Source organism: Kitasatospora gansuensis, from assembly GCF_014203705.1.
In the GTDB taxonomy this organism is placed as follows: Bacteria; Actinomycetota; Actinomycetes; order Streptomycetales; family Streptomycetaceae; genus Kitasatospora; species Kitasatospora gansuensis.
The window spans coordinates 627,968-652,273 of sequence record NZ_JACHJR010000001.1 but is presented as its reverse complement, the minus strand read 5'-3'; the positions used below and the strand labels follow the sequence as shown (position 1 = coordinate 652,273).

The window sequence follows — 24,306 nt, the reverse complement described above, 5'->3', positions numbered from 1 at the left end:
GCACCTGACCTCGCATCACCTGACCTCGCAGCACCTGACCTCGCAGCACCCGACCGTGTCCCGACCCGAGCCAAGGAGCCAGCCATGAGTCGCATCGGACTCGCCGCCCGCGCCCTGCGTCTGACCATCAGCCGCACGCACGCGGACCCCACCCCCGACTACGACGCCGCGAGCCCCAGCTACGACACCTATTTCAGCCCGGTGATGGGGGTCCACTCGCTGGCCGCGCTGGACGAGGCCCTGATCACCCCCGGCGACGACGTACTCGAACTCGCCTGCGGAACCGGTCACTTGACCCATGAGATCGTCCGACGGCTGGGCGGCAGAGGATCGGTGCGGGCGGTCGACAAGTCGCCCGGGATGCTCGCGGTCGCCCGGGCCAAGGTGGAGCCCGAGGTCCAGTACAGCCCGGAGCTCGAACTGTCGCTGGAGGAAGGCGACATGGAGGAGTTCCTGCAGTCCAGGCCGACCGCCAGCGCCGACCTGGTGGTGATCGGCTGGGCCATCTGCTACAGCAAGCCGGCCCGGCTGCTGGAGCAGGTCAAGCGGGTGCTCAGGCCCGGCGGTCAGGTGGTGGTGATCGAGACCAGGGGAGACGCGCTGAAGACCCTGATCACCCAGCTGGAGAAGGTCTTCGCCGCCGACCCGTCCCTGCTGACCGGACTGATCCGGGTCAGCCTGCCGAAGGACGCCGCCACCGTGGCGCGCTGGTTCACCAAGGCGGGGCTGACCGTCGACATCCAGCGGGACGGGCACCAGGTGCTCCCCGCCGACACCCCCGAGGCGGCCCTGGAGTGGGTCCAGCGCTCCGGTGCCGCGGCGGGCTTCAAGGATGCCGTGGACCAGAGCCGCGAGCAGTACGCGCTGGACCTGATCCGCTCCGGTCTGGCCGAACACGTGGCCCGCCACGGCTCGCTGGAGCTGCGGCACACCTTCGTGGTGGTCACCGGCCGCAGCCCGGGCATCCCGCGTTCGACCGCGGCGCAGGGCTCCTCCGAGGCACAGCGCAAGGGAGTCGGCAGCGCATGACCGGCACCATCGCTCCCGCTCCACCGGAGACCGCGCACGGCCCGATGCAGTCCCGGCTGCTGCGGATGGCCCGGCTGCTCACCGCCCGTCCGAAGACCGTGCTGGCGGTCTGGGTGCTGGTCATCGCGGTCTGCTTCCCGTTCGCCTCCCAGCTCAACGACGTGCTCACCAAGCAGGGCGCGTCCAAGCTCGTCCCCGGCACCAGCAGTGCCCGTGCCGACCAGCTGATCGAGCGGTCCTTCCCGCACCGCTCGCAGCGCGAGTCCATCGTGGTGATCGCGGCCCCGGATGTCCGTTCCTCCGAACTGCGGTCACTGCTCGCCGAGTTGGACACCAGGATCGCCGAGCGGGTACGGACCGGTGACGTCCGGCAGTCCTCCTCCGCGTACACGCTGTACCGCGACCTGACCGCCGACTTCCTGCGCGGGCTGCGCGCCCGGCTGGACCAGCAGGGCGTACCGGCCGATCCGGCGGCGCGGAGCGCGGCGGTGGACGCGGCGGTGACGGCGGGTCAGCTCCCGGCCGGGCTGACCGCGCTCGCCAAGGCGGCCGTGGCGGCCGGAGACCAGGAACTGACCGGTCTGGCGGGCAAGTTCGTCCGGGGCGCCGACTGGCGGGCCTTCCCGCTGCCGGTGCCGCCGGAGGCGGTCGGTCGGCTGGTGGCCGAGGACGGCCGGGCGGCCCTGGTCTCGGTGAGCTTCACCGGCGGCGCCGGGCACGACCCGGACGTGGACTGGCTGCGGGCCGCCGTCAAGGAGTCGGCCGAGGCGGCGAACGCCGGTCCCGGGGTGGCCACCCACGTCACCGGGGAACTGGCGCTGATCCACGACACGTACAAGCAGGCCGAGGACGACAACGCCCTGATGGAGACGGTCGCGTACGCGATCATCCTGGTGGTCCTGCTGCTGTTCTTCCGAGCCCTGGTGCCCGCCGTGCTGACGCTGCTCGCGATCGGCCTGGCGACCACGGTCTCGCAGGCCGCGCTGTTCGCGCTCGGGCACGGGGTGACGCTCACCCAGTTCACCATCACCATCATGAACTTCGTGATGCTGGGGGCCGGGGTGGACTACAGCATGCTGCTCTCCTCCCGGTACCGGCAGGAGCGGCTGGCCGGGCGGCCGCCCCGGGAGGCGGCGGTGCACGCCACCGCGCACGCGGGGGAGAGCATGCTGCTCGCGGCGGTCGCGGTGGTGCTGGCCTTCGGCGCCACGCTGTTCTCGCCGGTGGACTGGATCCCGCCGCTCGGCTACGGCGGTCTGATCGGCATCCCGATCGTGCTGCTGGCCGCGCTGACCCTGACGCCCAGTCTGCTGACCCTGCTCGGGGACCGGTTCTTCGCCCTCGGCCGGCGCCCGCTGTCCGACCTGGAGCACGAGAGCGCGCTCGGGCGCCATCTGGCCCGCGCGGCCGACCTGGCCCGCCGCCGGCGGGTGGCGATCGTGCTGGTGTTCGCCGTCGTGACGATCCCGTTCGCCGTGCTGACCGCCCAACACCGGTCCACCGCCGACCCGGTGGCGCTCAGCCCGGCCACCGACTCCCGGGCCGGCTTCGAACTGATCGCCAAGGAGTGGGGCAACGCGACCGTACTGCCCACGCTGATCGTCGCGCGGCCGGCCGCCGGCGTGGTGACCGGGAGGCAACTGACCGAACAGGGACAGCGGTTGGTCACCGGGCTCACCGACCGGATCGCCGCCGTCCCGGGCGTGGCCCGGGTGGACGCGGTGACCAGGCCGTTCGGCACCCCGCTGCCCGCCGACCAGGTGGCGGCCCTGCCCGCCGACTTGCGCCGGGACTACCTGGCCGACGACGGCAGTCTGCGGATCGTGGTCGAGCTCGGCGACCCGCCGTACTCGGAGGCCGCGGTGGAGACCGTGGACCGGCTGCAGGCGGTGGCCGCCGCGGCGACCGAGGTGGGCGGGCTCGAGGTCGGCGGCGCCACCCAGGTGGACCGCCAGTACGGGGCCGCGCTCACCGACAGCTTCTGGCAGATGATCGGCCTGGTCTCGGTCGGCGTCTTCGTGATGCTGGTGATCGCGCTGCGGTCGCTGCTGATTCCGATCCGGCTGATCCTCACCATCATGATGAGCAACGTCTGGGCGATCGGTCTGACGGTGCTGATCTTCCACTTCTGGCTGGACCGGGCGATCATCGACGACCTGCCGATCTTCCTGACCGTGCTGATGATGGGCCTCGGGATGGACTACGAGATCTTCCTGGTCACCCGGGTCCGCGACCTGGTGCGCGGCGGCGCGGACCAGGAGGCGGCCACCATCGGCGCGGTGGTGGACACCGGCCGGGTGATCAACGCGGCCGGGCTGGTGATGGCGGGCAGTCTGGGCACCATGGCACTGTCCTCGACGATCATGCTCCAGGAGTACGGCGTCGGCCTCGGCCTGGCCGTCCTGCTGGACGCCACGCTGATCCGGATGCTGTTCGTGCCGGCCACCCTGCTGCTGTTCCGCCGCTACAACTGGTGGATGCCGACCCTGCGGCGGCGTCCGAGCCCGGCGAAGGCCGGGTGAGCCCGCGATGCCCCTGCCGCTGAGCACCCGTCGGCGGACGGTGCACCGGGTGCGGACGCACCACCGCGCGGCGCCGGTGGACTCCGCCGTGCGGCTGTACGCGGTGCTGGCCGCGGTCCGGATCGGCGGCGCGTTCACCCTGCCGCTGATGGTGCTCTCGGTCGGGCTGAGCGCGCTGGCCCTGCTGGTGCTGGACCGGCGGGACTGGGCGGCCGCCGGGGTCCGCCGGTTCCGGCCCTGGCCGGCCGTGGCGGGCACCGCGCTGGTGGTGCTCGCGTACGCCGACACGATGGCGGTCTCCCGGGTGGCGTTCGGGCGCGGCACCGACAACTGGGCAGCCCTGGTGCCGGAGTTGTTCCGTCAGCTGGCACCCGGGGCGCCGGTGGTCGGCGCGGTGGCGATGGTGCTCTGCATGGGCGTGCTGGTGCCGCTGGTCGAGGAGGTCTGCTACCGGGGCGTGCTGTACAGCGCGGTCGAGCGGGCGCACGGCGGGGTGGCGGCGATCGCCGTCAGCTCGGGCGCCTGGGCGCTGGTGCACCTCGGTGACTACGGGCTCCAGCCGTTCAACGCCCGGGTGATCTGCGGGGTGCTCCCGTCGGTCTTCGTGATGGGCCTCGCGCTCGGGGTCTGCCGCGCCTGGACGGGCTCGGCGCTGGCCTGCGCCGTCGCGCAGGGAACGGCGAATCTGCTGCTGCTGGGCTGGGTGTTGTGGGTACTCTGACAGTTCGTCAACTTCCTTCTCTCGCGAGGCGGTTCCCATGAGAATTTCCGTCACCGGACCGATCGTGATCGACGACCTGATGACCTTTCCGGGGCAGTTCACCCACCTGCTGTTACCGGATCAGCTCGCGCACCTGTCGCTCTCCTTCCTGGTGGACGACTTAGGGGTGCACGAGGGCGGGGTGGCCGCCGACGTCGCGTACGGCCTGGCCAGAATGGGCCACCGGCCGCTGCTGCTCGGCGCGGTGGGCCGGGACTTCGGCACCTACCGGGCCCGGCTGGACCGGGTCGGGGTCGACACCTCGGCGGTCCTGGTCTCGGAACGGCTCACCACCGCGCGCCTCACCAGCACGGTGGACGCGGCCAACGGCCGGATCTCCTCCTTCCACCCCGGCGCCCAGGCCGAGGAGACCGAGGCCCCGCCGGGCTGGGCCGACGACGCGGAGCTGGTCTTCCTCGGCCCTGCCCATCCCGAGGTGATGGCCGGCCGGGCGGCGGAGTGCCGACGGCTCGGGCTGCCCTTCCTGGTCGACCCGACCGGACGGAGCGCCGAGCTGGCCGCGTTCGGCGCGGAGGCGGTGCTCGCGGGCGCCACCCACCTGGTCACCAACCGTCGGGAACGGGCCCACCTGCTGGAACACACCGGCTGGTCGGCCACCGAGGTGCTCCGGCAGGTCGGCTGCTGGGTCACCACCCTGGGCCCGGACGGGGCCTGGATCGACTACGGCGACCGGCCCTCGGTGGCCGTGCCGGCGGCGCTGACCGAGCGGCGGGACGGCGGCGGGACCAGCGGCGCGGGCGGCGCGTTCCGGGCCGGGCTGGTGGCCGGGATCGCCGACGGTCTCGACGACGAGGCCGCAGCCCGGCTCGGCTGCCTGCTGGCGGGCTACGCCCTGGAGTCGACGGGCAGTCAGGGGTACACCTGCACCGCCGAGGAGGTCCGGCAGCGGCTGGCCCTCGCGTACCCGGGCCCGGTGCTGGGCTGACCGCCGCCGCCGCGCTCGGTCAGCTGTCGGGCCGTCCGATCCGGCGGACCGTCCAGGTGACCAGCGCGGCGGTGAGCAGCAGCAGGATGCCGGACTCGATCAGCTGGATCGGCACCAGGTGCGAGGCGGGGTGGTACTCGCCCCACCAGCCCGTGAGGCTGTCGCAGTCCCTGGTGCAGAAGGTGGCCTGCCGGGTGCCGTCCGCCAGGACCGGGCCGGACTCCACCAGCCAGGCGTTGGTCGGCTGGGCGAAGCCGCCGTGGACGCGGTCGAACGGCTGAAAGCCGCTCAGCACCGGGTACAGGGCGGGCCGGAGCAGTCGCATCACACCCATGCCGACCAGTCCGAGCAGGCCGGTGAGCAGAATGGCGGAAACGGTCCGGCGCCGCCAGAGCCCGACCGCCAGGCCGAGCGCGAAGCTGAACAGCGACCAGGTGAGCAGTGCCGGCCCCAGCACCGGGTAGGTGAAACCCTGGAACGGCGGGTCGAACAGCGCCGGCGAGTGAACGATGTCCGTCCACCACACCCAGCTGGACAGCAGGGCCAGCGCGCCGGTGGTCAGGGTGACGGCCACCATCGGCACGCCGATCCGGGCGGCCAGCCAGCGGGTCGGGGTGACCGACTGCACCCAGACCAGCCGGTGCGTGCCGCGCTCCAACTCCTGGGCCACCAACGGGGCACCGAGCAGCATCCCGATCAGCAGCGGCAGGAAGGTGAGGGCCGGCTGGAGCACGTCGAGGTACAGGGTGGCGGACCATTCCACCTTCTGGACCAGGGCGTAGCAGCTCTCCCGGTCCCAGGCCCCGGGGGAGTAGCACTTCGTCGCGCGCATGGTCTCCACCGTGCTGGAGACGGCGAAATGCGTGACGAGCAGCGCAGCCGTCGCGAGCAGCAGCCCGACCGCCAGGACGAGGACGGCCGGCCTGCTCTGCCGCCAGGCCAGCCAGAGCAGGCCGGTCGGGCGGGGGGCGGTGCGCTTCGGCCCTGCTCCGGGGCCGGCTTCGGGCTCGGTCTTGGTGAGGACGGATGTGCTCATGCGGCGGCCTCGCTGTACGTGCTGGTCGTGGTGTCGGCGGGGGACGGGGAGCGGAGGTAGCCGAGCAGCAGGTCCTCCAGGCTCGGGCGGCTGCTCTCCCAGGCGTCCGTGGCGTCGGTGTTGGTGCCGGTACGGACCAGGGCGGTGGTCCGGCGGCCGGTGGAACGGCTCTCCACCACGGTGTGCCCGGCGAGTTGGGCCGGGTCGCCGCCGCCGGTCAGCAGCAGGTGGGCGTCCAGCAGCTCGTCCAGCTCACCCGCCAGCATGATCCGGCCGGACCGGACCAGCAGCAGGTGGTCGATCACCCCGTCCAGCTCGGCCAGGACGTGCGAGGAGAGCACGATGGTGGTGCCGTGCTCGGCCGCCTCCGCCATCAGGGTGCCCATCAGCTGGTGCCGGGCGAGCGGGTCGAGATCGGCCATCGGCTCGTCCAGCAGCAGGAGTTCGGGCCGCTTGCCGAGCGCCAGCGCCAGGGCGACCCGGGTGCGCTGGCCGCCGGAGAGCGAGCCGATCCGGGCCTTGCCGCTCAATTCGCCCTGATCGACGATCCGTTGGGCGAGCTGCTGGTCCCAGCGGGGATTCAGCTCGCGGCCCAGTCGCAGGGTCTCGGCGACCGTGAAGCTCGGGTAGAGCGGCTTGTCCTGGGCCACGAAGCCGACCCGGGGCCGGAGTTCCGGGGTGTCCCCGGACTCGCCCAGCACCCGTAGTTCGCCCTCGGTCGGGGTGAGCAGACGGGCGCCGAGCGCGAGCAGGGTGCTCTTGCCCGCCCCGTTCGGCCCCACCACCCCGCACACCCGCCCGACGGGGAGCTCGAACGCGCAGTTCCGCAACGCCCAACCGTCCTGGTGCTGCAGGCCCAGGCCCACCGCCTCCAGGGCCAGGCCCCCCTGCGCCGACTGACTGTCCGTCGAGTTCACTCGTTCCTCCCCTTGTTCTCGTTCGGTGCTGCGGCCGGGGCCACCCCGGTGTCGAAACGCTGCTCCAGCACGGAGGCCATCAGCGCGGCGATGTCCTCGCGCTCCAGTCCGGCGGCCCTGGCCTCGTCCACCCAGCCGACCAGCCCCGCGCGCAGCGGTCCGTCGGCAGCCGCCTCCGGCCGGGCGAGCGAACGTCGGACGAAGGTGCCGAGCCCCGGCCGGGGCTCCACCAGCCCCTCGCGTTCCAGCTCGCGGTAGGCCTTCAGCACGGTGTTGGGATTGATCGCGGTGAGCTCGACCACCTCGCGGGCGGTCGGCAGCTTGTCCCCGGGCTGCAACAGGCCCAGCCGCAGGGCCTGTTTGGTCTGCTGCACGATCTGCTGGTAAGTGGAGACGCCGCTGCGCCGCTCGATGCGGTACTCGATCAAGCGCTAATCAACCTTTCACTAGTGAAGTAGTGGAATAGTGGCGGACCGCTTCGCCGCGGTCAAGTCGAACAGGGGGAGGGTCAGTCGCGGCGCAGCAGGACCAGGCCGTCCCGCTCCACCAGTCGGCGGTAGCCCCGCTCTTCGTACGTCGCGAGCATCCGGACGGTGTCGGTGATCGCACACGGGGCCTTGACGCTCGGGTCGGTCAGGTCGACCGCCACCCAGTCCGGCGCCGGTCCGTCGTCCCGGCAGACCAGCGTCACCGTCGTACGGGCCGTCAGCTGCGCCGCCAGCCGGTTGGAGGCGGCCACCCGGGCGTCGTCCGGTATTCGGTCCAGCATCGAGCGGGTCGCGACCAGTCGAGGTGAGGTCCTCCAGGCCTCGGGCATCACGACCTCGTGCAGCGGGTAGAGCGGCAGGGTGATGACGGCGACCAGCGCGCTGACCGCGAGGGCACGCCGGGCGCGCAGCGGTCCGGCCCGGCGCAGGGCGTCCACCAGGGCGGCGAACAGCAGTGGCATCAGGACCGCGCTGTAGTGGTAACTGACGCCCCAGTAGTGCGAGTTGGTGGAGACGAGCCGCCACCCGAGGGTGGGCAGGCAGAGCAGGACCAGCGGTGAGCGCAGGCCGAGGAACCCGGCGGTGGCCGCGAGCAGGAAGAGCAGCAGCCACTTGACCGGAGGCCAGCCGAGATGGAGGGCGGCCGACCAGAGCGGCCGGTCCCGGCCGGCGTCCGAGAGCTGGTGCCAGTAGTCGAAGCTGCCCTGCGGGTTGAAGGCGGGCAGCAGCACCAGCACGGTCAGCAGCGTGGCGAGCACCCCGCCGGCGGCCAGCGCGACCCCCGCTCCTGGGCTGCGTCCGGCTCGGCGGGCCCGGTGCGCGAGCAGTGCGCCGACGGCGGCGACGGTCAGTCCGAGATCCTCCTTGACCAGCAGCAGCGGCAGTGCCCAGAGAGCGGCGGCTCTGTGGTGGCCCCGACCGAGGGCGGTGGCCGCGAAGGCCAACAGCGGTACGGCGAAGGCGATTTCGTGGAAGTCGTCGGCAGCTGCGTTGACGATGCCCCAGGACGCCCCGACCCCGCACCCGACCACCAGTGCGGTCCGCGGGCCGCCCACCTCGTACGCCCACCGGGTCAGCGGGACGATCGCGAGGGCGAGTAGCAACGCCTGCGCGACCAGCAGCGTGACGGGGGTCGGGAACACCCGGTACGCCGGGGCGAGCACCGCGAGCAGCGGGTGGAAGTGGTCGCCGAGCAGGTGGAAGCCGGGCCCCTTGAGCGGTACGACGGGCGCGTTGCCCTGGGCGTACGCGCGGACCGCCTGCTCGAAGATGCCCAGGTCGTAGGCCTGGGTCAGGCCGCGGCGGTGGCGGTTGACGGCGACGCAGGTGTAGGCGGCGGCGAAGGCCGCCGCGAGGGTCCAGGCCAGTGCGGTCGGGTGGCGGAGGAGTCGGGCTGGGTGCATCCGAGTAGTACCCTTTCACTATTGGAATAGTGAAAGGGTGATGGAAGGGGTGAGTGATCGTCAAACCTTCGAGGTCTCGGGGCCTTGGAGTTACCCGACCTGGGCCGACAGCACGGCGATCTCCGCCCGCAGCAGCGCGGCCCGCTCGGCCGGGCCGGTGCGGTCGTAGCCTGCGGCGGCCGCCTCGCGTTCGGTGATCTCGGCCCGGACGATCTGCTCGATCCGAGCCTCCGTCAGCACCCGGCGCTCGGCCTCGGCCGTGCCCAGGCCCACGGCGATCCGCTCGATCGCCAACCCCGAACCGCCGCCCCCGGCCGGGACGTCGACCGCCTCGGCGTTCTCGATCGCGGCGAGGGCCGACCGCAGCGCGCTGGTCGCCACCTTGTCGCGGGCCTTCATCGCAGCGGGGAGGGCCGCCCGCAGCCGCTCGCGCAGCGGGGCCGTGGAGGCAGAGGACGTCGGGTCGGTCGGCATGCCCCGACCGTAGGGCCGCCGCCGACACCGGGCAACCGACTTTGCCCGGGAGTCGAGGCCGCGCAGGTGAGGCGGCGTCGTCGGGCCCGTCGCGGGCTTCCTCTAGAGTGCTTTTCGTCCCTGTACGCGCCCGGGGCCGCCCGGCCCGGCGGTGCGTGCCGACCCCGCCCGCGCGGGCCCGATCTAGGAGCAACCGTGACCGACCTGGCGTCCACTTCCCTGCAGCAGGAGATCGCCCGGGATCTCCAGGTGGGTACGTCCTTCGACGTGCAGCAGGAGATCGAGCGCCGGGTGGCCTTCCTCGCCGAGCGGTTGACCTCCACCGGGCTGCGCTCCCTGGTGCTCGGCATCAGCGGCGGCGTCGACTCCACGACGGCGGGCCGGCTGTGCCAGCTGGCGGTCGAGCGGGTCCGGGCCGCCGGGCAGGAGGCGACGTTCTTCGCGATGCGGCTGCCGTACGGCATCCAGGCCGACGAGAAGGACGCGCAGCTGGCGCTCGAGTTCATCCGGCCCGACCGGGTGCTGACGGTCGACGTGAAGGCGGCCGGCGACGCCGCGCTGGACGCCGCGCTGGCCGGTGGCACGGTCTTCCGCGACGCGCGCCACCAGGACTTCGTGCACGGCAACATCAAGGCCAGGCAGCGGATGGTGGCGCAGTACGCGGTGGCGGGCGCGCACGACGGTCTGGTGGTGGGCACCGACCACGCCGCCGAGGCGGTCTCCGGCTTCTTCACCAAGTTCGGCGACGGCGCGGCCGACGTGGTCCCGCTCACCGGCCTCACCAAGCGCCGGGTGCGCGCCCTCGGGGAGGCACTCGGCGCGCCCGCCGAGCTGGTCTGGAAGACCCCGACCGCCGACCTGGAGACCCTGAACCCGGGCCTGCCCGACGAGGACGCGCTCGGCGTCACGTACGACGACATCGACGACTTCCTGGAGGGCAAGCCGGTCGGCGAGGCCGCCGCCGAGATCATCGTCCGCCGCTACCGGCTCACCGAGCACAAGCGGCAGCTGCCGATCGCTCCCTGAGCGTCACCTGTAGTACCCCTCGACCACGGCCCGTACCTCGTCGAGCAGCGCGGGGCCGTCCTGCGGCACCGGCAGCCGGCCGCTGCCGGGCCGGATGTCCAGGAGCTGATCGTTCGACAGGGCGAACACCACCCGCCGCAGCCCGGCCTGTTGGATGACGGCCTCGCACATCCCGCACGGCTGGCAGCTGGTGTACATCGTGGTCTCCGCCGCGGTGGCCGGGTCCAGTTCGCTCGCGGCCCAGCGCGCCAGCTTCAGTTCCGGGTGCGCGGTGATGTCGCGGTCGGTGCGGGTGGTGTTGTGCGCCTCCGCCAGCACCGTCCCGTCCGGCGCCGCCAGCAGTGACCCGAACGGCGGGTCACCGCCCTCGCGTGCCGTGGCCGCGAGGGCGATGGCCCGTCGGAGCAGGGTGTGGTCCTCCGGCGTGGTCATGACTGCTCCGTTCCGGTGCGGGTCGTCGGGTCGAGGTGGGCGGCCACCGTGGCGAGCGCCTGCCAGGCCGTCTGCGGACGTCGGGTCTCGCGGGGGTCGCCCTGGTACGGGTCGAGGACGACGGTCTCGGCGCCGATCCGCCGCAGCTGGTCGAGGTCGTCCATGATCTGGTCGATGGTGCCCTCACCGGCGAGCCGTTGCGGCCCGGTGACCGGTGCGGGGGTGATCCTGAGGGCGATCCGGGGAGCCAGGGCGGGCACGGGCAGCCGCTGCTCCGCCGCCGACTCCGCCAGTCGGACGGCCGCTTCGCGCAGCCACGGCATTGTGCAGCGGAGCGGATGCCATGCGTCCCCGAGCCGTACGGCCCGGCGCAGCCCCGCGTCGCTGTTACCGCCGACCCAGACCGGGATCCGGCGGTCCCCGTACGAGGCGGTGTCCGCCCAGGCCGCCCGGACGTCCCGCAGGTGATCGTCCGTCAGCCGGCCACGCCGCTCGAACGGGATCCCGAGCGCGGCGAACTCCTGCCGCGCCCAGCCCACCCCCACCCCCAACACCAGCCGGCCACCGCTCAACTCGTCCAGGTTGGCCGCCATCCGGGCGGTCAGCAGCGGATGCCGGTACGGCGCGATGAGCACCGTCGTGCCGAGCCGGACCCGGGTGGTCAGGCCGGCCAGCCAGGAGAGGGTGGTGAACGGTTCGTAGAAAGGTGCCGGATAGCGCTCGGCGACGTCGGGCGTGATGGCCACGTGGTCCGAGACCATCAACAGGTCGAAGCCAAGGCCCTCCACCGTCTGGGCCCAACTGCGCAGGGCGCCCGGGTCGGTGCCGGGGCCGAAATTGAGGACGTTCACGCCGATCTTCACACCGTCGAGCCTAGCCAGCGCTGGTCCGCCGCCAGAAGGGATTCCTGCCTGTTCAGCGGCGGTTCGCCCGTGGATTCACCGGTAATCTGAGCGGATGACCGAGAGTCTTGACGCGACGGACTGGGCGATCCTGACGGAAGTTCAGCAGGACGGCCGGATCGCCTTCACCGAGCTGGCCCGCCGGGTGAACCTGAGCGCCTCGGCGACCACGGAACGGGTCCGACGCCTGGAGGCGGCCCAGGTGATCACCGGCTACCGGGCGGAGGTCGACCTGGAGCGGACCGGGCACGCCGTGCTCGCCGTGATCCGCCTGAAGTACCCCGGAACCCGGCACGAACCGCTGCGCCGCCTGATCGGCGAACGCCCGGAGATCCTGGAGTGCCTGCGCACCACCGGCGACGACTGCTACGTCCTGAAGGTGGCGGCCACCTCGATGTCCCACCTGGAGGAACTCGTCGACGCCCTGGCCCAGTTCGGCAGCACGACCACCAACCTCGTGCTCAGCCGGATGCTGCCGCTCCGTGGCCCGCAGGCGCCCCGGGGGCGTTAGCCCGTCCAGGTGCCAGCATCTAGGACGCCAGCTGTCCGCAATGGTGCATAGCGTGGTTGGTGAGCGCGCTTGGCCGAGGACACCACAAGGCGGCTACTTCGGCTCTTTCGAGAACACCGACGCATGGAGGAACCTGTCCGTGGAGCTGACGTGGAGGAACGTGTGTGGGCGGCGGCTGCGCCGGCATGGGCTGACGCCGCCGCTGGCGCATGGTGGTCCGGCCGCCGCCGCAGGTGCGATGTGCGGCGCGCACGCGCAGGTCTTGTCGGCTGCCGAGGTGTCGATCGGGCTGCGGCTGTCCGGCGCGACGCGCACGGATGTGCTGGACGCGCTGTGGTCGGACCACAGTCTGGTCAAGACCTTCGGCCCCCGCGGCACGGTCCATCTCCTGCCCGCCGCCGACCTGGCCCGGTGGTGCGGCGCGCTCGGCGGGCTCACGGCAGGCAGCCGGTTCGCGGCTGACGTGCGGGTGACGGCGGAGCAGACCGAGGAGCTCGTCACGGCGATCGGGGTCATCCTCGCCGACGCGGAGCTGACCGTCGACGAGTTGACCGAGGCGTTGGGCGACCGAGTCGGTTCCTGGGCTGTCGACCCGGTCGTACCGGCCTTCCAGACGAAGTGGCCGCGTTGGCGGCAGATGACCGAGATCGCCGCACATCGGGGGGTGCTGTGCTTCGGGCCGAACAGAGGCCGCAAGGTCACCTACACCAACCCCGCCCGCTGGCTGCCCGGCTTCACTCCCGCACCGCACGCGGACGCGATGGACTGGCTGCTGGGGCGCTACCTGCACGCGTACGGACCCGCCACGCCCCAGCAGTTCGCCCGCTGGCTGGCCACCACTCCGGGCTGGGCGCGCCGCCTGTTCGAGAACAGCGAGCTCACCGAGGTCTCACTCGAAGGTGCCCGTGCCTGGGTCGCCGACGGAGACACCGAATTCGGCGACCCGGCTCAGGGTGTCGTGCTGTTGCCGCACTTCGACGCCTTCGCGGTCGGTTCGCAGCCCAGGGAACTGCTCTTTCCCGGCCGGGCATGGGACCGTGCGCTGGCCCGAGGACAGGCGGGCAACTACCCCGTGCTCCTGGTCGACGGCGTCGTGGCGGGAGTCTGGCACCAGAAGAAGACCGGCAGGACCGTCGCCATCACTGTCGAGCCGTTCGGCGAGCTGACCGCCCGGCAGCACAAGCAGCTCGATGAACAGGCCCAGCGCATCGGCACCGTCATCGAGGCCCGGCCCACTCTCGCCATCGGCACGATCACCGTCGGCGCCCACGCTTAGAGCGTGTCCAGGTGCCCCCTCCCTAAGCGACGGTCTCCGCCCGCTCCCGGCGTGCGACTGGTGCACCTGCAGCATCGTCACCGACGAATACGCGGCCCGACTCAACGGTGCAGCTCAGCCGGGTACCCGGCCGGTGGCGAGGACGTTGCCCTCGCTGATGTAGGCGTCGGGGTGGTTGAGGGGGTGGGCGGGGTCTTCGGGGGAGCGGAGGTAGTCGAGCCAGGTCTCGGGGAGGTCCAGGGCCCTGGCCTGGTGGGCGAGTTGGGTGCAGGCGGTGGTGTAGAAGGTGTGGGCGTCGGGGGTGAGTGGGGCGTGGTGTTCGATCAGGACGGCCTGTTGGTGGACGGCTGTGAGGCCGGCGGTGCGGAGGTGGCGGTAGAGGTCGCGGGTGCGGAGGAGTTGGCGGGCGTAGCCGGGGGTGGCACCGGCCAGGCGGAAGAAGTCGGTGAAGAGGTAAGGGTCGCTGGGGCGGGCGGTGATCAGGTGGGCGTCGAGGTCCTTGACGGCGATCAGGCCGCCGGGGCGGACCACTCGGGTGAACTCGGCCAGGGCGGTGGCCAGTTCGGTGTCGTCGAGGTACTGGACGGTGTTGGAGCACCAGACGGCGTCGAAGGAGTCGTCGGGGTAGGGGAGTTGAAGGACGGAGCCCTGCCGGACGTCGAGAGGGAGCCCTAGCTGGGAGGAGGGGAAGCGGGAGGCGGCGAGCGAGGCGTTCTCGGGGGCCAGGTCGAGGGCGGTGATCCGCCCGGTGGGGCCGAGGAGTTGGGCGATCGCGGGCAGGAAGTCGCCGGTGCCGGTGCCCGCGTCGAGGACGTGCCAGCCGGGTTGCAGGCCGGCTTGGGCGAGCAGGGCGAGGTACGGTTCGCGACAGGCCCGGAAGTGGGTGTCGACGATGGTGTGGTGGGTGAAGCCCAGGCCGGTCGAGGAGTGGTGGCCCCAGCGCTGGTGGTCCTCGGTCAGCACGCGGCGGCCTCGATCCGGTCCAGGAGTTCGTGCAGGGCAGCCGTGACGGCGGCGGGGGACTCCAGCGGCTGGAGGTGCCCGGCGCCGGGGACGGTGACCAGGTGGCCCTGGGGGAGCGAGTCGGCGGTGTGCCGGGACTCGTCGGGGCCGACCAGTACGTCGTCCGCGCCCGCGATCACCACGGCGGGCACGTCGGTGGCCCGCAGGGTGGCGGTGGCGTCCGGCCGTGCGGCGATGGCGCGTTGGGCCCAGGCCAGGGCCTGCGGATCGGCGGCGCGGGCGTCGGCGAGCAGTCGGGTCACCAGGTCGGGCTGCTGTTCCCGGGCGGCGGGGCCGACCAGCAGGGGAGTGGTGCGTTCGATGACGGTCGGCCGGGCGGCGTCGTCCTCGATCAGGGCGGCGAACTGCAGCCGCTGGGCGAGTGCCTCGGGGCTGTCGGCGGTGGCGCGGGCGGAGAGCAGCGCCAGTCCTGCGGTGCGGCCGGGGTGGCGGGCGAGGAAGGCCATCGCGGTATAGGCGCCCATCGAGGAGCCGACCAGTACGGCCTGCGCCAGGCCCTGGGCGTCCAGGAGTTGGGCCAGGTCGTCGGCGACCACGTCGAGGGTGGGCTCCGGTGTGCCGAGCGGGGCGGAGCCGAAGCCGCGCTGGTCGAAGGCGATCACCTGGTGCCCCCTGGCCCGCAGCGCCTCGGTGTGGTGCTCCCACATCGAGGAGTGCAGCGAGAGCGCGTGCAGCAGGACCACGGGGGGTTTGGTGGTGCTCATCGGGACGCCTCCGCTTCCGCGCTGGTGATGAACTTCCGGACGTGGAACGGGAGATCGGTGCCACGGTGCCAGCAGAGGGCGACGGGTGCGGGCGGCAGGTCGTGCACCGGAACGACCCGGATGGTGGGCGGCGCGATGTCCGCGAGGGAGGCCAGCGAGAGGTGGACGGCGACGCCGGAGGCGACCAGCGCCAGCATCTGCGGGATGGCGTCGACCTGGTGGCGCCGGACGATCGGGCGGCCGCCCGGGGTGTACGGGGGAACCACCTCGTCCCAGACGTAGCCGGGCAGCAGGCCCGGGCAGTGGAACGCCTCGTACTCGGCGACGTCCTCCACCGAGACGGAGCCGGAGGCAAAAGCGGCGAGCGGGTGCTCGGCGCCGACCACCACCGCGCGGGCGTCCCAGCCGAGCACCCGGCTGATCGCCAGATCCGGCTCACGCAGGCCGAACTTGACGATGGCGACGTCGAGTTCCCCTTGGCGCAGGCCGCGGAACGGGTCCGCGATGTCGTACTGGCTCAACTCCACCGCGACGTCGGTGAGTGCGGCCAGCGCGGTGATCCGGTGGGCCACCTCGGCGGAGCCGTGGTAGCCGAGGCGGACGGTCCGGGTGAGCGGTGGCGCGGTTGTCGTCTCAGACAACGGGAGTCTCCTCGGTGAGGCCGGCGGCGGCTTTGAGCCGGTCGGGGTGGTGCGGTTCGGTGACCACCCGGAGAGCGGCGAAGGGGGTGGAAATGCCGATCAGGCGCGGTACCTGACGGAGTGTCAAGCGGTCGCCCGGCGAGAGCAGGCCGTCCAGTACGGCTTCCACCAGGACGTGGTTGAGGTGCACCAGGGCCTCGGCGAGGGTGCACCCCTCGGTGGCCAGGTACAGGTCGCGGTGGCGGGCGGTGGGCGGTCCGGGCAGCTGGATCAGGGTGTCCGGCCGGGCCGGTGGCCCGGCCGGGGCGTCGAGGAGCTTGAGCAGCCGGCGCAGTGTGGTGGCACTCGACCCCGGGCCGGGGGCGGTCCAGGCAGCGGTGGAGCCCGCGGCCACGTGGGCGAACCGGAAGCGCTCCCGCAGGTTGGCCGGGTTGCCCGCGAGGAAGACGGTGCGGGTGAACGAGCGGCGCCAGCGCGCGCCGGCGGCGGGGTCGAGGGCGAAGGCGAACTCGCAGGTGGCGCGCGCCCATTCGGCCAGTTCGAGGCGGTGGACCACCGCCACCACGAGCGTCTCCTCGGCCGATGAAGTGACAGCCTGTTGGGCGTCCAGCAGGCCGGCCAGGGTGCCGAGGTCGAAGCGTTCGGCCAGGTCGGGCCGGGCGGACCGGACCCGGCGGCTCGCCTGGTCGAGCAGTTGCTCCTGGATCGGGCTCACAGGAACACCTCCGTGAGCAGCTCCGGGCCGGGCGCGGCGGCGCGCTTGCCGAGCAGCGAGCTGGTGAGCCGGTACGGGTCGACGTACGTGTGGTCGCGCCGGTGACGGCCGAGCCGGCCGGCCAGCACGGCCCGGTCGGCGGATTCCCCGGTGGCCAGCAGGCGTTGGGCCCGGCCCAGGCACTGGCGGAGCAGCTCGGGGCGGAAGGACTGCTCCTGCCCGGGCCCGAGGACGGCGATGAAGTAGAGCCGCATCCCGAGCCGGACGGCGGGTTCGTCGTACTCGGCCAGCGCGGCGGCGAGCAGCGGACCGGTGTGGTGGTGACCCCAGCCGCCGTGCCGGGCGGAGCGGATCGAGCCGTCGATCGGGACCCGGCCGACCGGGACGCGCCGGACGGTCGGTCCGAGCGCGGTCAGGACCCGCTCGAGCAGTTGGTAGTCGGGGTCGAGCTCGGGGTCGTAGAGCAGCACGATCTCGTCGAAGTCACCGGCCAGCGGCACGAGTTCGCGCAGTGCGCAGGCCAGGTAGTTGGGCCGTCCGTCGGGGGTGACGATCTGCCGCAGCGGCAGCCCGTGCCGGGTCAGGTCGAGGTGGACCGGGCCGTCGATCCGGCGGTGGTCCAGGCACATGCCGCGCGCTTCGAGACCGGCCAGCATCTCGTCCAGGCCGAGGCCCGGCGGCTGGTGGGCCCGCAGGCCGGGGTCGTGCAGGCCGAGCGCCCGGTACTGCTCGGACCACAGGTCCAGGATCCGGGCGCTGGCGGGATGCACCCAGCCCTGTTCGACCGCGTCGGCGTACGGCCGGAGCGAACCGGCGGAGGCACGTTGCCCGGCGGCGCGGAACGCCACGTAGTGGTCGCCGATCTCCTGTTCGGTGAGGCTCCGGTAGTCGGCGTCGCCCCGGGTGCGGTCGAGGAACTCCCAGAAGCCCAGGGTCTGTTCGGTGGGGTGGTAGGTGGTGTGGCTGTAGCGGTAGTGCACGTCGGCGAGCGGGCGGGTGGCCCGGTACATCACGTCCGTCCAGAGCAGTCCCTTGAGGTGACTGGGGGTCAGCGGCTTGGACGGCGTGATGGTGATCGGTGCCAGCAGGACCCGTCGGCGGACGGCCGCGGTGGCCGGAGCGGCCGGCGGAGCCGCGAGGAGATCGACGGTCACCGGCCCGCCCCCGTCGCCGCCGCCCCGACCAGCCGGACCAGCTCGGCGCGGGTCGGCGCCCGCTGAGCCGAAGGAACGGCCGGTGCGACCTGCCGGACCCGGGCCAGGAACTTCTCGTCCCCCAGCACCTCGGCCGGGGTGGCCAGCGTCATCAGCATTCTGGTCAGACCGCGCCAGACCACGCCGTCGGTGGCGGCGGCCGCCGCGATCTCGGCGAGGCCGACGCCCGTACCGGACGGCGCTGGCGGAACGGGCGGCACGACGCCGTCCCGGACGGCCCGCCAGCGGGCGATCCGGGCCTGGTCGGCCGCGGCGGACTGCTCGTACCAGGGGAGGTACAGCTCCTCGGTGAGTCGACCGGCCGCCAAGGTGGCATCAGTGGAGACGGCGAGCAGATCGGCCAGCCGGAAGGCGTGGGCCAGCGCCAGCGACATGCCCCGGCCGAACAGCGGGTTGGTCAGGCAGGCCGCGTCACCGACCGGGTGGAGCCCGTCGACCGGACTCGAAAGCGCCACCGACCGCAGCGAGTTGGGCGGGACGGTGATGGCGTGGACGGGGGAGATCGGGGCGCTGACGCCGGGCGCCAGCCAGCGGTCCAGTTCGGGCGAGGCCAGGGCGGCCGCGGTGAACCCGGCCTCGGTCCGGAGCCCGGCCAGCTCGTGGTCGCCGGGCAGGGTGGCCAGCGCGACGGAGAACGTCCCGGCGTCGGCGGGGTGCAGGACCGCGGCGTAGTGGTCCCAGATGCCGCCCGCCGCGTTGCCCCGGTTGGGCGGGCCTGCCGGTGCCTCGCCGAGCAGGCGGTAGAACCGGGTGTAGCCGGTGAGCCCGGACGGCGCGGTGCGGTCGTCGGGGGCCGGGATCCGGGCCTCGATCAGCCAGGCCCGGTGGGCGGCCCGGCGGCCGGTGGCGTCCACCACCAGGTCGGCGGCCAGCCGTTCGCCGGTGCTGGTGAACACGGCGCGGACCCGGCGATGGTCGTCCAGCTCCAGCCGCTCGACCGTGCTGCGGTGCCGGATCGAGACCCGGGGCAGCGCGCGGACCGCCCGGTACAGGACGAGTTCCAGGACGCTGCGGCGACAGCCCAGCGCGACCAGCTCCTGGTCGCCCGGCTCCGGTCCCGAGTCGGTGGCGGCCGCGGGTAACGCCGCCGTCAGGTCGAGCAGTTGGGCGCCGGCGTCGAGCAGCGCGTCGAGCACCCGGGGCGCCCGTTCGCGGAGCACCCGGAGGCCGAGCGAGGTGAGGGTGTGCGAGTGTACGGCCTGCGGCACGGTGGGGCGTTCCTGCCCCGGCGCCTCGGGCGGCGCGTCACCGCGTTCGAGGATCAGGACCCGGTGGCCGGTGCCGTGCAGGGCCAGCGCGCCGGCCAGGCCCGCGATGCCGGCCCCGGCGATCACGACGGTCGGCATGTCAGTTCCGCCTCCCGTGGACGAAGAATACCCGCCGCACTCCGCGCTCCTCGCGCGGCGGCACCGGGTCGGGCCAGCGGCCGAAGTCGGCACCGGACTCGCCGGGTTGGACCGCCTCGGCGGTGTACCCGTAGGTGTCGAACAGCGCCTCGGGCTCGTCGCTGCCGAACAGCCAGGGGCAGCCCCAGCCCGCGAACACGTCGAGCAGCGCCTTCATTTGAGGGTGCGTCAGCGCTTCGGCGTTGACGATGTCGGCGGCGATCCGGCTGCCGGGCGCGGAGATCGCGGCCACCCGCTGGAGGATGCGGTGGGTGTCGGCCTCGGGGATGTAGTAGAGCAGCCCCTCGAGCAGCCAGGTGGACGGGACGGACGGGTCGTAGCCCGCCGTGATGAGCTGCTCCTCCCAGTCCGGCGAGGTCAGGTCGACGGCCACCCGGCGGTGGTCGACGCGCGGGGTGAACTCGCCGAGCTGCTGCTCCTTGTAGGCCAGCACGGCCGGCCGGTCCACCTCGAACCAGCGCACCCTGGACGGCCAGTCGAAGCGGTAGGCCCGGGAGTCCATCCCGGCCGGGGCCAGCACGATCTGGGTGGTCTCCGGGTCGGCGGCCGCCGCCTGGAGGTAGTCGTCGAAGAACCGGGTGCGGATCGCGTTGTAGTCGGGCGTGCTCGGCACCGTCCGCGCCCCGGCGGGCGGGAAGGTGGCGGCCCGGACCGCGGCGAGCAGCCCGAGACCGGTCTCGCCCGCCAGGGCGGCGGCGTACGGGTCCTCGTACAGGCGGTCGGCGCGCTGGGTCTCGGTGGCCCGCAGGGCGGCGGTCAGCAGCGAGGTGCGCTCCACCGCGTCCAGCGCGGCGATGGCGAGTGAGGTGGCCTCAGCCGAGACGGTGTCAGGTGACGTGGTGTCGGGCGCGGTGGTCATGCGGGCTTCCCTTCGGCGGCCGGGCGGCCGGTGAGTCGGTTCCATTGCTCGGGGTCCTGCCGGAACAGCCGGTCCTTCACCTGGGTCGGCCGGATTCCGGTGCCGACGGTGTGCTGCCAGTCCCGCAGGAAGGCGTCCGGGTCGAGCCGCAGCACGGTCGGGTCGCCGAGCCGTGGCCCGGGCCCGGACCTGGCGGCCCGGTAGTCGGCGGACTCGGCGCGCAGGCCCTCGTCAAGCAGCGCGGCGAACCGGGTGGTCTCCTCGGTGCTCCACGGGGTGCGCGGTGCGATCGCGAACTCGTAGGCGGGAGAGGGGTCCTGGGTCCTGACCCGGCAGGCGACGTTGCGCAGCTCCAGGCCGGTGCGGTCGAGCGCGCCGGCCAGTGCCCGGGTGACCTGGCCGTCCCGCAGGCGTTCACCGGCCGCGTTCGAGCGGGTGCTGCGGCCGGTGTACTCGACCCGGGGCACCCCGTCCACCCGGTCGACCACCCGGACCACGTCGCCGACGGAGTACCGGTACAGGCCGCCGACGTGGCTGAAGACCACGTGGTAGTCGCGGCCCACCTCCAGCTCCCGCGGATCGAGGGTGGCGGTGTCGGGGCCGAGGTCCTGGTCGGCGTCGGCGAACTCGTGGACGGCGGCGGTCACCACCAGGCTGCCCGCGCTGCCGTGCCGGTCCAGGGCCACGCCGGTGGGCCCCTCGGAGGCGGCCACCGGGGCGGGCAGCGCCGTCACCCCGGCGCCGAACTCCTCGCGCAGCCTGGGCAGATAGAGCGAGGCGAGCCCGGTGGTCCAGCAGAACAGCGCCCGCAGGTGCGGCCAGACGTCGCCCGGGCGGACGGTGCCGCGCCGGGCGGCGAGCCGCTCCAGTTCGGCCGCCCGGCGGGGGTTGGGCGCGCGGTGTGGCACGCCGCCCAGGGTGCCGTCGGCGACCTCCTGGACGATCCTCGGCCACCACAGGTCGAGCTGGTACGGCAGGGCCGCGATCATCGCCGGGTTGATCCCGATCACGCAGCGCACGTCGCTCTCCACCGCGAGCCGCAGTCGCAGGTACATCCGCTCCAGGTGCGCCCCGGGCTCGACGTGCACCGGCAGGGTAGCCCAGGGGGCGCCGGTGCCGGGCTCCGCCGACAGCGGTTCGCCGAACCGGGACCCGAAGTCGACCTGGCTGGCGCCGACATGGGGCCGGCCGTCGCCGGTGGTGGGCGGTGCGGAGAGCGGGTCATGCTTCAGGTTGAGCACGGCGTCCGGCCGGTCCAGCACGTCGGGGAAGTGTTCGAGCAGCGGTGCCCAGGCGGCGAAGTAGAACGGGAAGAAGGTGGTGCGCATGAAGCGCGGGGTGACCGGGATCTTCTTGTGCGCCCCGGTGGTGCCGCTGCTGGTGAAGTACACGGCGGGCTGATCGGCCGTCAGTACGTTCGGCTCACCGGCGGCGGCCCGTTCGATCCACGGGCCGAGGGTGGAGTAGTCCTGCACCGGGACGGCCTTGCGGAAGTCGTCCAGGGTGCGGATCCGGTCGAAGCCGTGCTGCTTTCCGTACTGGGTACCGGAGTTGAACTCCAGAAGGTCGGCCAGTACGCGGCGCCGGTGACCGTCGGCGTCGGCGAGCGCGGTGCGCAGCCGGGCCCGCTCCAGGAAGACGCGTTCGCGGTAGCGCAGCAGGCGGTCGGGGTCCTGCCAGGCCTCAGCCGAGTTCATCTGCGAGCACCTTTCGTATCGACTCCGCGGTCAGGTCCGGGTCGTCCTGCTGCTCGATCACGGTGACCGGAAGGTGGGAGATCTCGTCGTGCATCGTCTTGGCGAGGTCGCTCTGGTAACGGCGGAAGCCGTCCCAGCTGGGCCGGTCGCCGTAGTACTCCAGGCAGTTGAGGGCGGCGCCGCCCCGGCTGCGGCGCCAGGCGGTCTCGGGCCGCACGTCGAGGTAGAGCACCCGGCGGGGCTGCGGGAAGGACCGCCACCAGCCGAGCAGCTCACTGCCGTCCGCGCCGGCCAGCCGGGCCTTGGCGAGCAGCTTGTAGTAGTACGAGTCGATCACGGCCGGGGCGGTCGGGTCCTCGGCCAGCCGGTCCCGCAGGTGGACGACGGCGGTCTGCAGCATGGTGACCAGGAAGTCCGGCGACCAGGCCCCGGCCTGCCCGGCCACCTCGCGGACCACGTCACGCCGCAGCCGGGCGAGCAGCGCGTGCTCGGGGGCGAGGCGGTCGTCGTCGACCGAGAGGGTCCGCCAGGGCAGGTCGGATCTCCGCAGCCGGGACAGCGCCGAGGACTTGCCTGCGTAGTCGGGGCCGACCAGGACGCAGAAGGCCGGACTGGTTCCGGGCATGGCTCGGCGCTCCTTCACAGGGGGTGTGGGAGGGAGGGGCGGGACCGGGTACGACGCGCTGGAGGGAAGCCCTCCGGTCGCCGTTGCCGCCTTGTGACATTCGACCATGCCAAGGGCACGCGACCCAGTCAACGAGGGGTGCCCCCCTGCTACTTGACCAGGTGACCCCTGGCCGCGGGGCAGGGGTTGACCGCGTGCCGGGGGTCGGATTGGCTCGTGCACCTGACGGTTCGTTCCCGGGTACGTACGAGCGGACGGCCCGTCAGGCGGAGACCGCCGCCCGCAGCCGGGCCACCACCACCGCGGTGGCCTCCCGGGTCACCGGGTCGGGGTCGTCGAGGCGCTCGGCCAGCAGCTCGACCGCCGCCGTCACCACCGCCGCCGGGAGCACCACGTCGCGCAGCCCCAGCATCTGGGCGGCCGCCCGCTGACCGGCGCTGCCGTTGCCCTGGGACGGGAACGCCACCGGGGCGCTCCTGGTACCACGTTCACTGCTCACTGCTGATGTACCTCCGTGCCGACTCGCCGCGGGGAACCGGTGCCCGCACTCCGTACCAGCACAACCGATCCCCGGCCCACGGGTTACGCCGGACGGCCGGTGACTCCGGTGGGTCGGGGATCGAGGGCGGGGCCGAGGGCCGGCCTAGCCCGGCGTCAGCCGCGCGGGACGGCGACCACGTTGTAGTCGGTGCCCGGCAGCGGCTCGGTGTCGAAGCGGGCGTTCGGCAGGTAGAGCCGGTTGCCGAGGGCCGCGACGGTGGTCGGGATCCGGAACCGCGGGTCGGTGATCCGGCGGGTCAGCCGGCCGCTGCGCCCGGTGTGGTCCAGTCGCAGCACCGCGATCTCGTTGATCGTGTTGCGCACCACGAAGAGTTCGCGGCCCTGCCGGAGCAGGCCGTCGCCCCGGGTCAGGCTCTCCCCGCCGAGGTCCACCTTCCGGGCGTCCCCGCTGCGCGGGTCGACCCGGAAGAGGCTGCCGGTGGTCATGTTGACCACGAGCAGGGCGCAGCCGTCGGGGGTGGTCTCGATGCCGTTGGCGCCGAAGGTGCCCGGCGCCTGGTCGAACTCGCCGGTGAGCGGCAGGTGCACGACCTGGTCAGGGCGTGGCAGCCGCCCGCCGGGGCCGAACGGCAGCCCGTACAGCACCGCCGGGGAGGAGTCGGTGAACCAGGCGGCCTCGGGGGTGAGCACCACGTCGTTGACGAAGGTGTCGTCCCCGGCGGCCAGCCGGTACGAGGCCAGTGTTTCGCCCGTCCTGGTGTCGAGCACCCGGGCGTCGCCGCCCGGGCCACCGGCGACGAACAGGCGGCCGCGGCCGTCCACCTTCATTCCGAGCGAAGGGGTGCCGGCGGCGGGTCCGGCGCTGAACGCCGTACCCCGGCCGGTGGCCAGGTCGACCCGGTGCACGGCGCCGTCGGCGAGCGAGCCGAAGTAGGCCCGGCCTCGGGAGTCGATGGCGATGCCCTCGGGCCGGAAGCCGTTGGGCAGCGCGAACTCGTCCGGCCAACGGTCGCCGGTCCGGTCGGCCGCGTGCGCGGTGGAGCCCAGCAGGGTGGCGCCGAGCAGGGCGCTGGTGCCGACGGCGGCGCCGAGGCCCAGCAGGTTGCGGCGTGACATGTTTTCGGACATGCGGAAACGTCCTTCCCCCGTGAAGTGTTGGCGCCACTCCAGCACAGTCGGGGGTGGTCCGTACCGCCGAT

Annotated in this window: 25 protein-coding genes; 7 read left to right on the top strand and 18 right to left on the bottom strand. The window is 73.1% G+C overall.

What is annotated here, in order from left to right; translation table 11 throughout:
• The first annotated feature begins 84 nt into the window (after positions 1–84).
• The 4 genes from F4556_RS03050 to F4556_RS03035 are packed head-to-tail and all read left to right on the top strand — an operon-like array spanning position 85 to position 5,257.
• Entirely contained in the window at positions 85–1,029 is a 945-nt protein-coding gene (locus F4556_RS03050; protein WP_184911413.1) for a class I SAM-dependent methyltransferase, read from the top strand.
• Positions 1,026–3,551 (top strand): MMPL family transporter, encoded by a 2,526-nt coding sequence (locus F4556_RS03045; protein ID WP_184911412.1) that lies wholly within the window; start codon positions 1,026–1,028, stop codon positions 3,549–3,551. The genes F4556_RS03050 and F4556_RS03045 overlap by 4 nt, the downstream gene beginning before the upstream one ends.
• Before the next feature lie 7 nt (positions 3,552–3,558).
• The gene (locus F4556_RS03040) at positions 3,559–4,272 is read left to right on the top strand and encodes a CPBP family intramembrane glutamic endopeptidase (RefSeq protein ID WP_184911411.1); all 714 of its coding nucleotides are present in this window, start codon (positions 3,559–3,561) and stop codon (positions 4,270–4,272) included.
• A gap of 37 nt (positions 4,273–4,309) precedes the next feature.
• On the top strand, positions 4,310–5,257 hold the full coding sequence (locus F4556_RS03035; RefSeq protein ID WP_184911410.1) for a PfkB family carbohydrate kinase: 948 nt from the start codon (positions 4,310–4,312) through the stop codon (positions 5,255–5,257).
• Positions 5,258–5,276: 19 nt separating this feature from the next.
• Here F4556_RS03035 and F4556_RS03030 read toward each other — a convergent pair whose 3' ends face one another.
• The 5 genes from F4556_RS03030 to F4556_RS03010 all read right to left on the bottom strand — a co-directional run bounded on the left by F4556_RS03030 (position 5,277) and on the right by F4556_RS03010 (position 9,575).
• On the bottom strand, positions 5,277–6,293 hold the full coding sequence (locus F4556_RS03030; protein ID WP_184911409.1) for an ABC-2 membrane transporter-related protein: 1,017 nt from the start codon (positions 6,291–6,293) through the stop codon (positions 5,277–5,279).
• Positions 6,290–7,210: an ABC transporter ATP-binding protein gene (locus F4556_RS03025; RefSeq protein WP_313068124.1), complete on the bottom strand. Its 921-nt coding sequence runs from the start codon at positions 7,208–7,210 to the stop codon at positions 6,290–6,292. Before F4556_RS03025 ends, F4556_RS03030 begins: the two co-directional genes overlap by 4 nt.
• Positions 7,207–7,638, bottom strand: coding sequence for a GntR family transcriptional regulator (locus tag F4556_RS03020; RefSeq protein ID WP_184911408.1), 432 nt, complete (start codon positions 7,636–7,638; stop codon positions 7,207–7,209). The genes F4556_RS03025 and F4556_RS03020 overlap by 4 nt, the downstream gene beginning before the upstream one ends.
• Before the next feature lie 80 nt (positions 7,639–7,718).
• A complete protein-coding gene (locus F4556_RS03015) occupies positions 7,719–9,101 on the bottom strand; it encodes a DUF2079 domain-containing protein (RefSeq protein ID WP_184911407.1) in 1,383 nt (460 codons plus the stop codon).
• A 90-nt stretch (positions 9,102–9,191) separates the two neighbouring features.
• Positions 9,192–9,575, bottom strand: a complete 384-nt coding sequence (locus F4556_RS03010; protein ID WP_184911406.1) for a GatB/YqeY domain-containing protein — start codon at positions 9,573–9,575, stop codon at positions 9,192–9,194.
• A 195-nt stretch (positions 9,576–9,770) separates the two neighbouring features.
• On the opposite strand from F4556_RS03010, the gene nadE reads away from it, so the two are divergent.
• The gene (gene nadE / locus F4556_RS03005; RefSeq protein WP_184911405.1) at positions 9,771–10,601 is read left to right on the top strand and encodes an NAD(+) synthase; all 831 of its coding nucleotides are present in this window, start codon (positions 9,771–9,773) and stop codon (positions 10,599–10,601) included.
• Positions 10,602–10,604: 3 nt separating this feature from the next.
• Here nadE and F4556_RS03000 read toward each other — a convergent pair whose 3' ends face one another.
• The gene (locus tag F4556_RS03000; protein WP_184911404.1) at positions 10,605–11,033 is read right to left on the bottom strand and encodes a nucleoside deaminase; all 429 of its coding nucleotides are present in this window, start codon (positions 11,031–11,033) and stop codon (positions 10,605–10,607) included.
• The gene (locus tag F4556_RS02995; RefSeq protein WP_184911403.1) at positions 11,030–11,896 is read right to left on the bottom strand and encodes an LLM class flavin-dependent oxidoreductase; all 867 of its coding nucleotides are present in this window, start codon (positions 11,894–11,896) and stop codon (positions 11,030–11,032) included. Before F4556_RS02995 ends, F4556_RS03000 begins: the two co-directional genes overlap by 4 nt.
• 94 nt (positions 11,897–11,990) lie before the next feature.
• Here F4556_RS02995 and F4556_RS02990 point away from each other — a divergent pair, with 94 nt between their 5' ends.
• The gene (locus tag F4556_RS02990; RefSeq protein WP_184911402.1) at positions 11,991–12,446 is read left to right on the top strand and encodes an Lrp/AsnC family transcriptional regulator; all 456 of its coding nucleotides are present in this window, start codon (positions 11,991–11,993) and stop codon (positions 12,444–12,446) included.
• A gap of 133 nt (positions 12,447–12,579) precedes the next feature.
• A complete protein-coding gene (locus F4556_RS02985) occupies positions 12,580–13,722 on the top strand; it encodes a winged helix DNA-binding domain-containing protein (protein WP_376775775.1) in 1,143 nt (380 codons plus the stop codon).
• Positions 13,723–13,836: 114 nt separating this feature from the next.
• Here the strand turns inward: F4556_RS02985 and F4556_RS02980 are convergent, their stop codons facing one another.
• From F4556_RS02980 to F4556_RS02930, 11 genes are all read right to left on the bottom strand, one after another.
• Positions 13,837–14,685, bottom strand: a complete 849-nt coding sequence (locus F4556_RS02980; protein WP_184911401.1) for a class I SAM-dependent methyltransferase — start codon at positions 14,683–14,685, stop codon at positions 13,837–13,839.
• Complete coding sequence (locus F4556_RS02975) at positions 14,679–15,449, bottom strand: alpha/beta fold hydrolase (protein ID WP_184911400.1); 771 nt, start codon at positions 15,447–15,449, stop codon at positions 14,679–14,681. The genes F4556_RS02980 and F4556_RS02975 overlap by 7 nt, the downstream gene beginning before the upstream one ends.
• Positions 15,446–16,090 carry a LysR substrate-binding domain-containing protein gene (locus F4556_RS02970; RefSeq protein ID WP_184911399.1) on the bottom strand — a complete coding sequence of 215 codons (645 nt, stop codon included), beginning with the start codon at positions 16,088–16,090 and terminating at the stop codon, positions 15,446–15,448. Before F4556_RS02970 ends, F4556_RS02975 begins: the two co-directional genes overlap by 4 nt.
• The gene (locus F4556_RS02965) at positions 16,083–16,805 is read right to left on the bottom strand and encodes a DUF6182 family protein (protein ID WP_184911398.1); all 723 of its coding nucleotides are present in this window, start codon (positions 16,803–16,805) and stop codon (positions 16,083–16,085) included. The genes F4556_RS02970 and F4556_RS02965 overlap by 8 nt, the downstream gene beginning before the upstream one ends.
• On the bottom strand, positions 16,802–17,959 hold the full coding sequence (locus tag F4556_RS02960) for a hypothetical protein (RefSeq protein ID WP_184911397.1): 1,158 nt from the start codon (positions 17,957–17,959) through the stop codon (positions 16,802–16,804). The genes F4556_RS02965 and F4556_RS02960 overlap by 4 nt, the downstream gene beginning before the upstream one ends.
• Positions 17,956–19,365 (bottom strand): NAD(P)/FAD-dependent oxidoreductase, encoded by a 1,410-nt coding sequence (locus F4556_RS02955; protein ID WP_184911396.1) that lies wholly within the window; start codon positions 19,363–19,365, stop codon positions 17,956–17,958. Before F4556_RS02955 ends, F4556_RS02960 begins: the two co-directional genes overlap by 4 nt.
• A gap of 1 nt (position 19,366) precedes the next feature.
• Positions 19,367–20,284 (bottom strand): class I SAM-dependent methyltransferase, encoded by a 918-nt coding sequence (locus tag F4556_RS02950; RefSeq protein ID WP_184911395.1) that lies wholly within the window; start codon positions 20,282–20,284, stop codon positions 19,367–19,369.
• Positions 20,281–21,981, bottom strand: a complete 1,701-nt coding sequence (locus F4556_RS02945) for a GH3 family acyl-acid amido synthetase (protein WP_184911394.1) — start codon at positions 21,979–21,981, stop codon at positions 20,281–20,283. Before F4556_RS02945 ends, F4556_RS02950 begins: the two co-directional genes overlap by 4 nt.
• On the bottom strand, positions 21,968–22,606 hold the full coding sequence (locus tag F4556_RS02940; RefSeq protein ID WP_184911392.1) for a hypothetical protein: 639 nt from the start codon (positions 22,604–22,606) through the stop codon (positions 21,968–21,970). The genes F4556_RS02945 and F4556_RS02940 overlap by 14 nt, the downstream gene beginning before the upstream one ends.
• 262 nt (positions 22,607–22,868) lie before the next feature.
• A complete protein-coding gene (locus F4556_RS02935; RefSeq protein ID WP_184911391.1) occupies positions 22,869–23,072 on the bottom strand; it encodes a hypothetical protein in 204 nt (67 codons plus the stop codon).
• 188 nt (positions 23,073–23,260) lie between these two features.
• Complete coding sequence (locus F4556_RS02930) at positions 23,261–24,235, bottom strand: SMP-30/gluconolactonase/LRE family protein (protein WP_184911390.1); 975 nt, start codon at positions 24,233–24,235, stop codon at positions 23,261–23,263.
• Between the last annotated feature and the right edge of the window lie 71 nt (positions 24,236–24,306).

Bases quoted from the DNA above. Each gene is read 5' to 3' on its own strand.
- F4556_RS03030 (WP_184911409.1), bottom strand. From the start codon at position 6,293: ATGAGCACATCCGTCCTCACCAAGACCGAGCCCGAAGCCGGCCCCGGA.
- F4556_RS02945 (WP_184911394.1), bottom strand. From the start codon at position 21,981: ATGAACTCGGCTGAGGCCTGGCAGGACCCCGACCGCCTGCTGCGCTAC.
- F4556_RS02950 (WP_184911395.1), bottom strand. From the start codon at position 20,284: ATGACCACCGCGCCCGACACCACGTCACCTGACACCGTCTCGGCTGAG.
- F4556_RS02990 (WP_184911402.1), top strand. From the start codon at position 11,991: ATGACCGAGAGTCTTGACGCGACGGACTGGGCGATCCTGACGGAAGTT.
- F4556_RS03010 (WP_184911406.1), bottom strand. From the start codon at position 9,575: ATGCCGACCGACCCGACGTCCTCTGCCTCCACGGCCCCGCTGCGCGAG.
- F4556_RS02930 (WP_184911390.1), bottom strand. From the start codon at position 24,235: ATGTCCGAAAACATGTCACGCCGCAACCTGCTGGGCCTCGGCGCCGCC.
- F4556_RS02955 (WP_184911396.1), bottom strand. From the start codon at position 19,365: ATGCCGACCGTCGTGATCGCCGGGGCCGGCATCGCGGGCCTGGCCGGC.
- F4556_RS03040 (WP_184911411.1), top strand. From the start codon at position 3,559: ATGCCCCTGCCGCTGAGCACCCGTCGGCGGACGGTGCACCGGGTGCGG.
- F4556_RS02975 (WP_184911400.1), bottom strand. From the start codon at position 15,449: ATGAGCACCACCAAACCCCCCGTGGTCCTGCTGCACGCGCTCTCGCTG.
- F4556_RS03045 (WP_184911412.1), top strand. From the start codon at position 1,026: ATGACCGGCACCATCGCTCCCGCTCCACCGGAGACCGCGCACGGCCCG.
- F4556_RS03035 (WP_184911410.1), top strand. From the start codon at position 4,310: ATGAGAATTTCCGTCACCGGACCGATCGTGATCGACGACCTGATGACC.
- F4556_RS03050 (WP_184911413.1), top strand. From the start codon at position 85: ATGAGTCGCATCGGACTCGCCGCCCGCGCCCTGCGTCTGACCATCAGC.
- F4556_RS03015 (WP_184911407.1), bottom strand. From the start codon at position 9,101: ATGCACCCAGCCCGACTCCTCCGCCACCCGACCGCACTGGCCTGGACC.
- F4556_RS03000 (WP_184911404.1), bottom strand. From the start codon at position 11,033: ATGACCACGCCGGAGGACCACACCCTGCTCCGACGGGCCATCGCCCTC.
- F4556_RS02940 (WP_184911392.1), bottom strand. From the start codon at position 22,606: ATGCCCGGAACCAGTCCGGCCTTCTGCGTCCTGGTCGGCCCCGACTAC.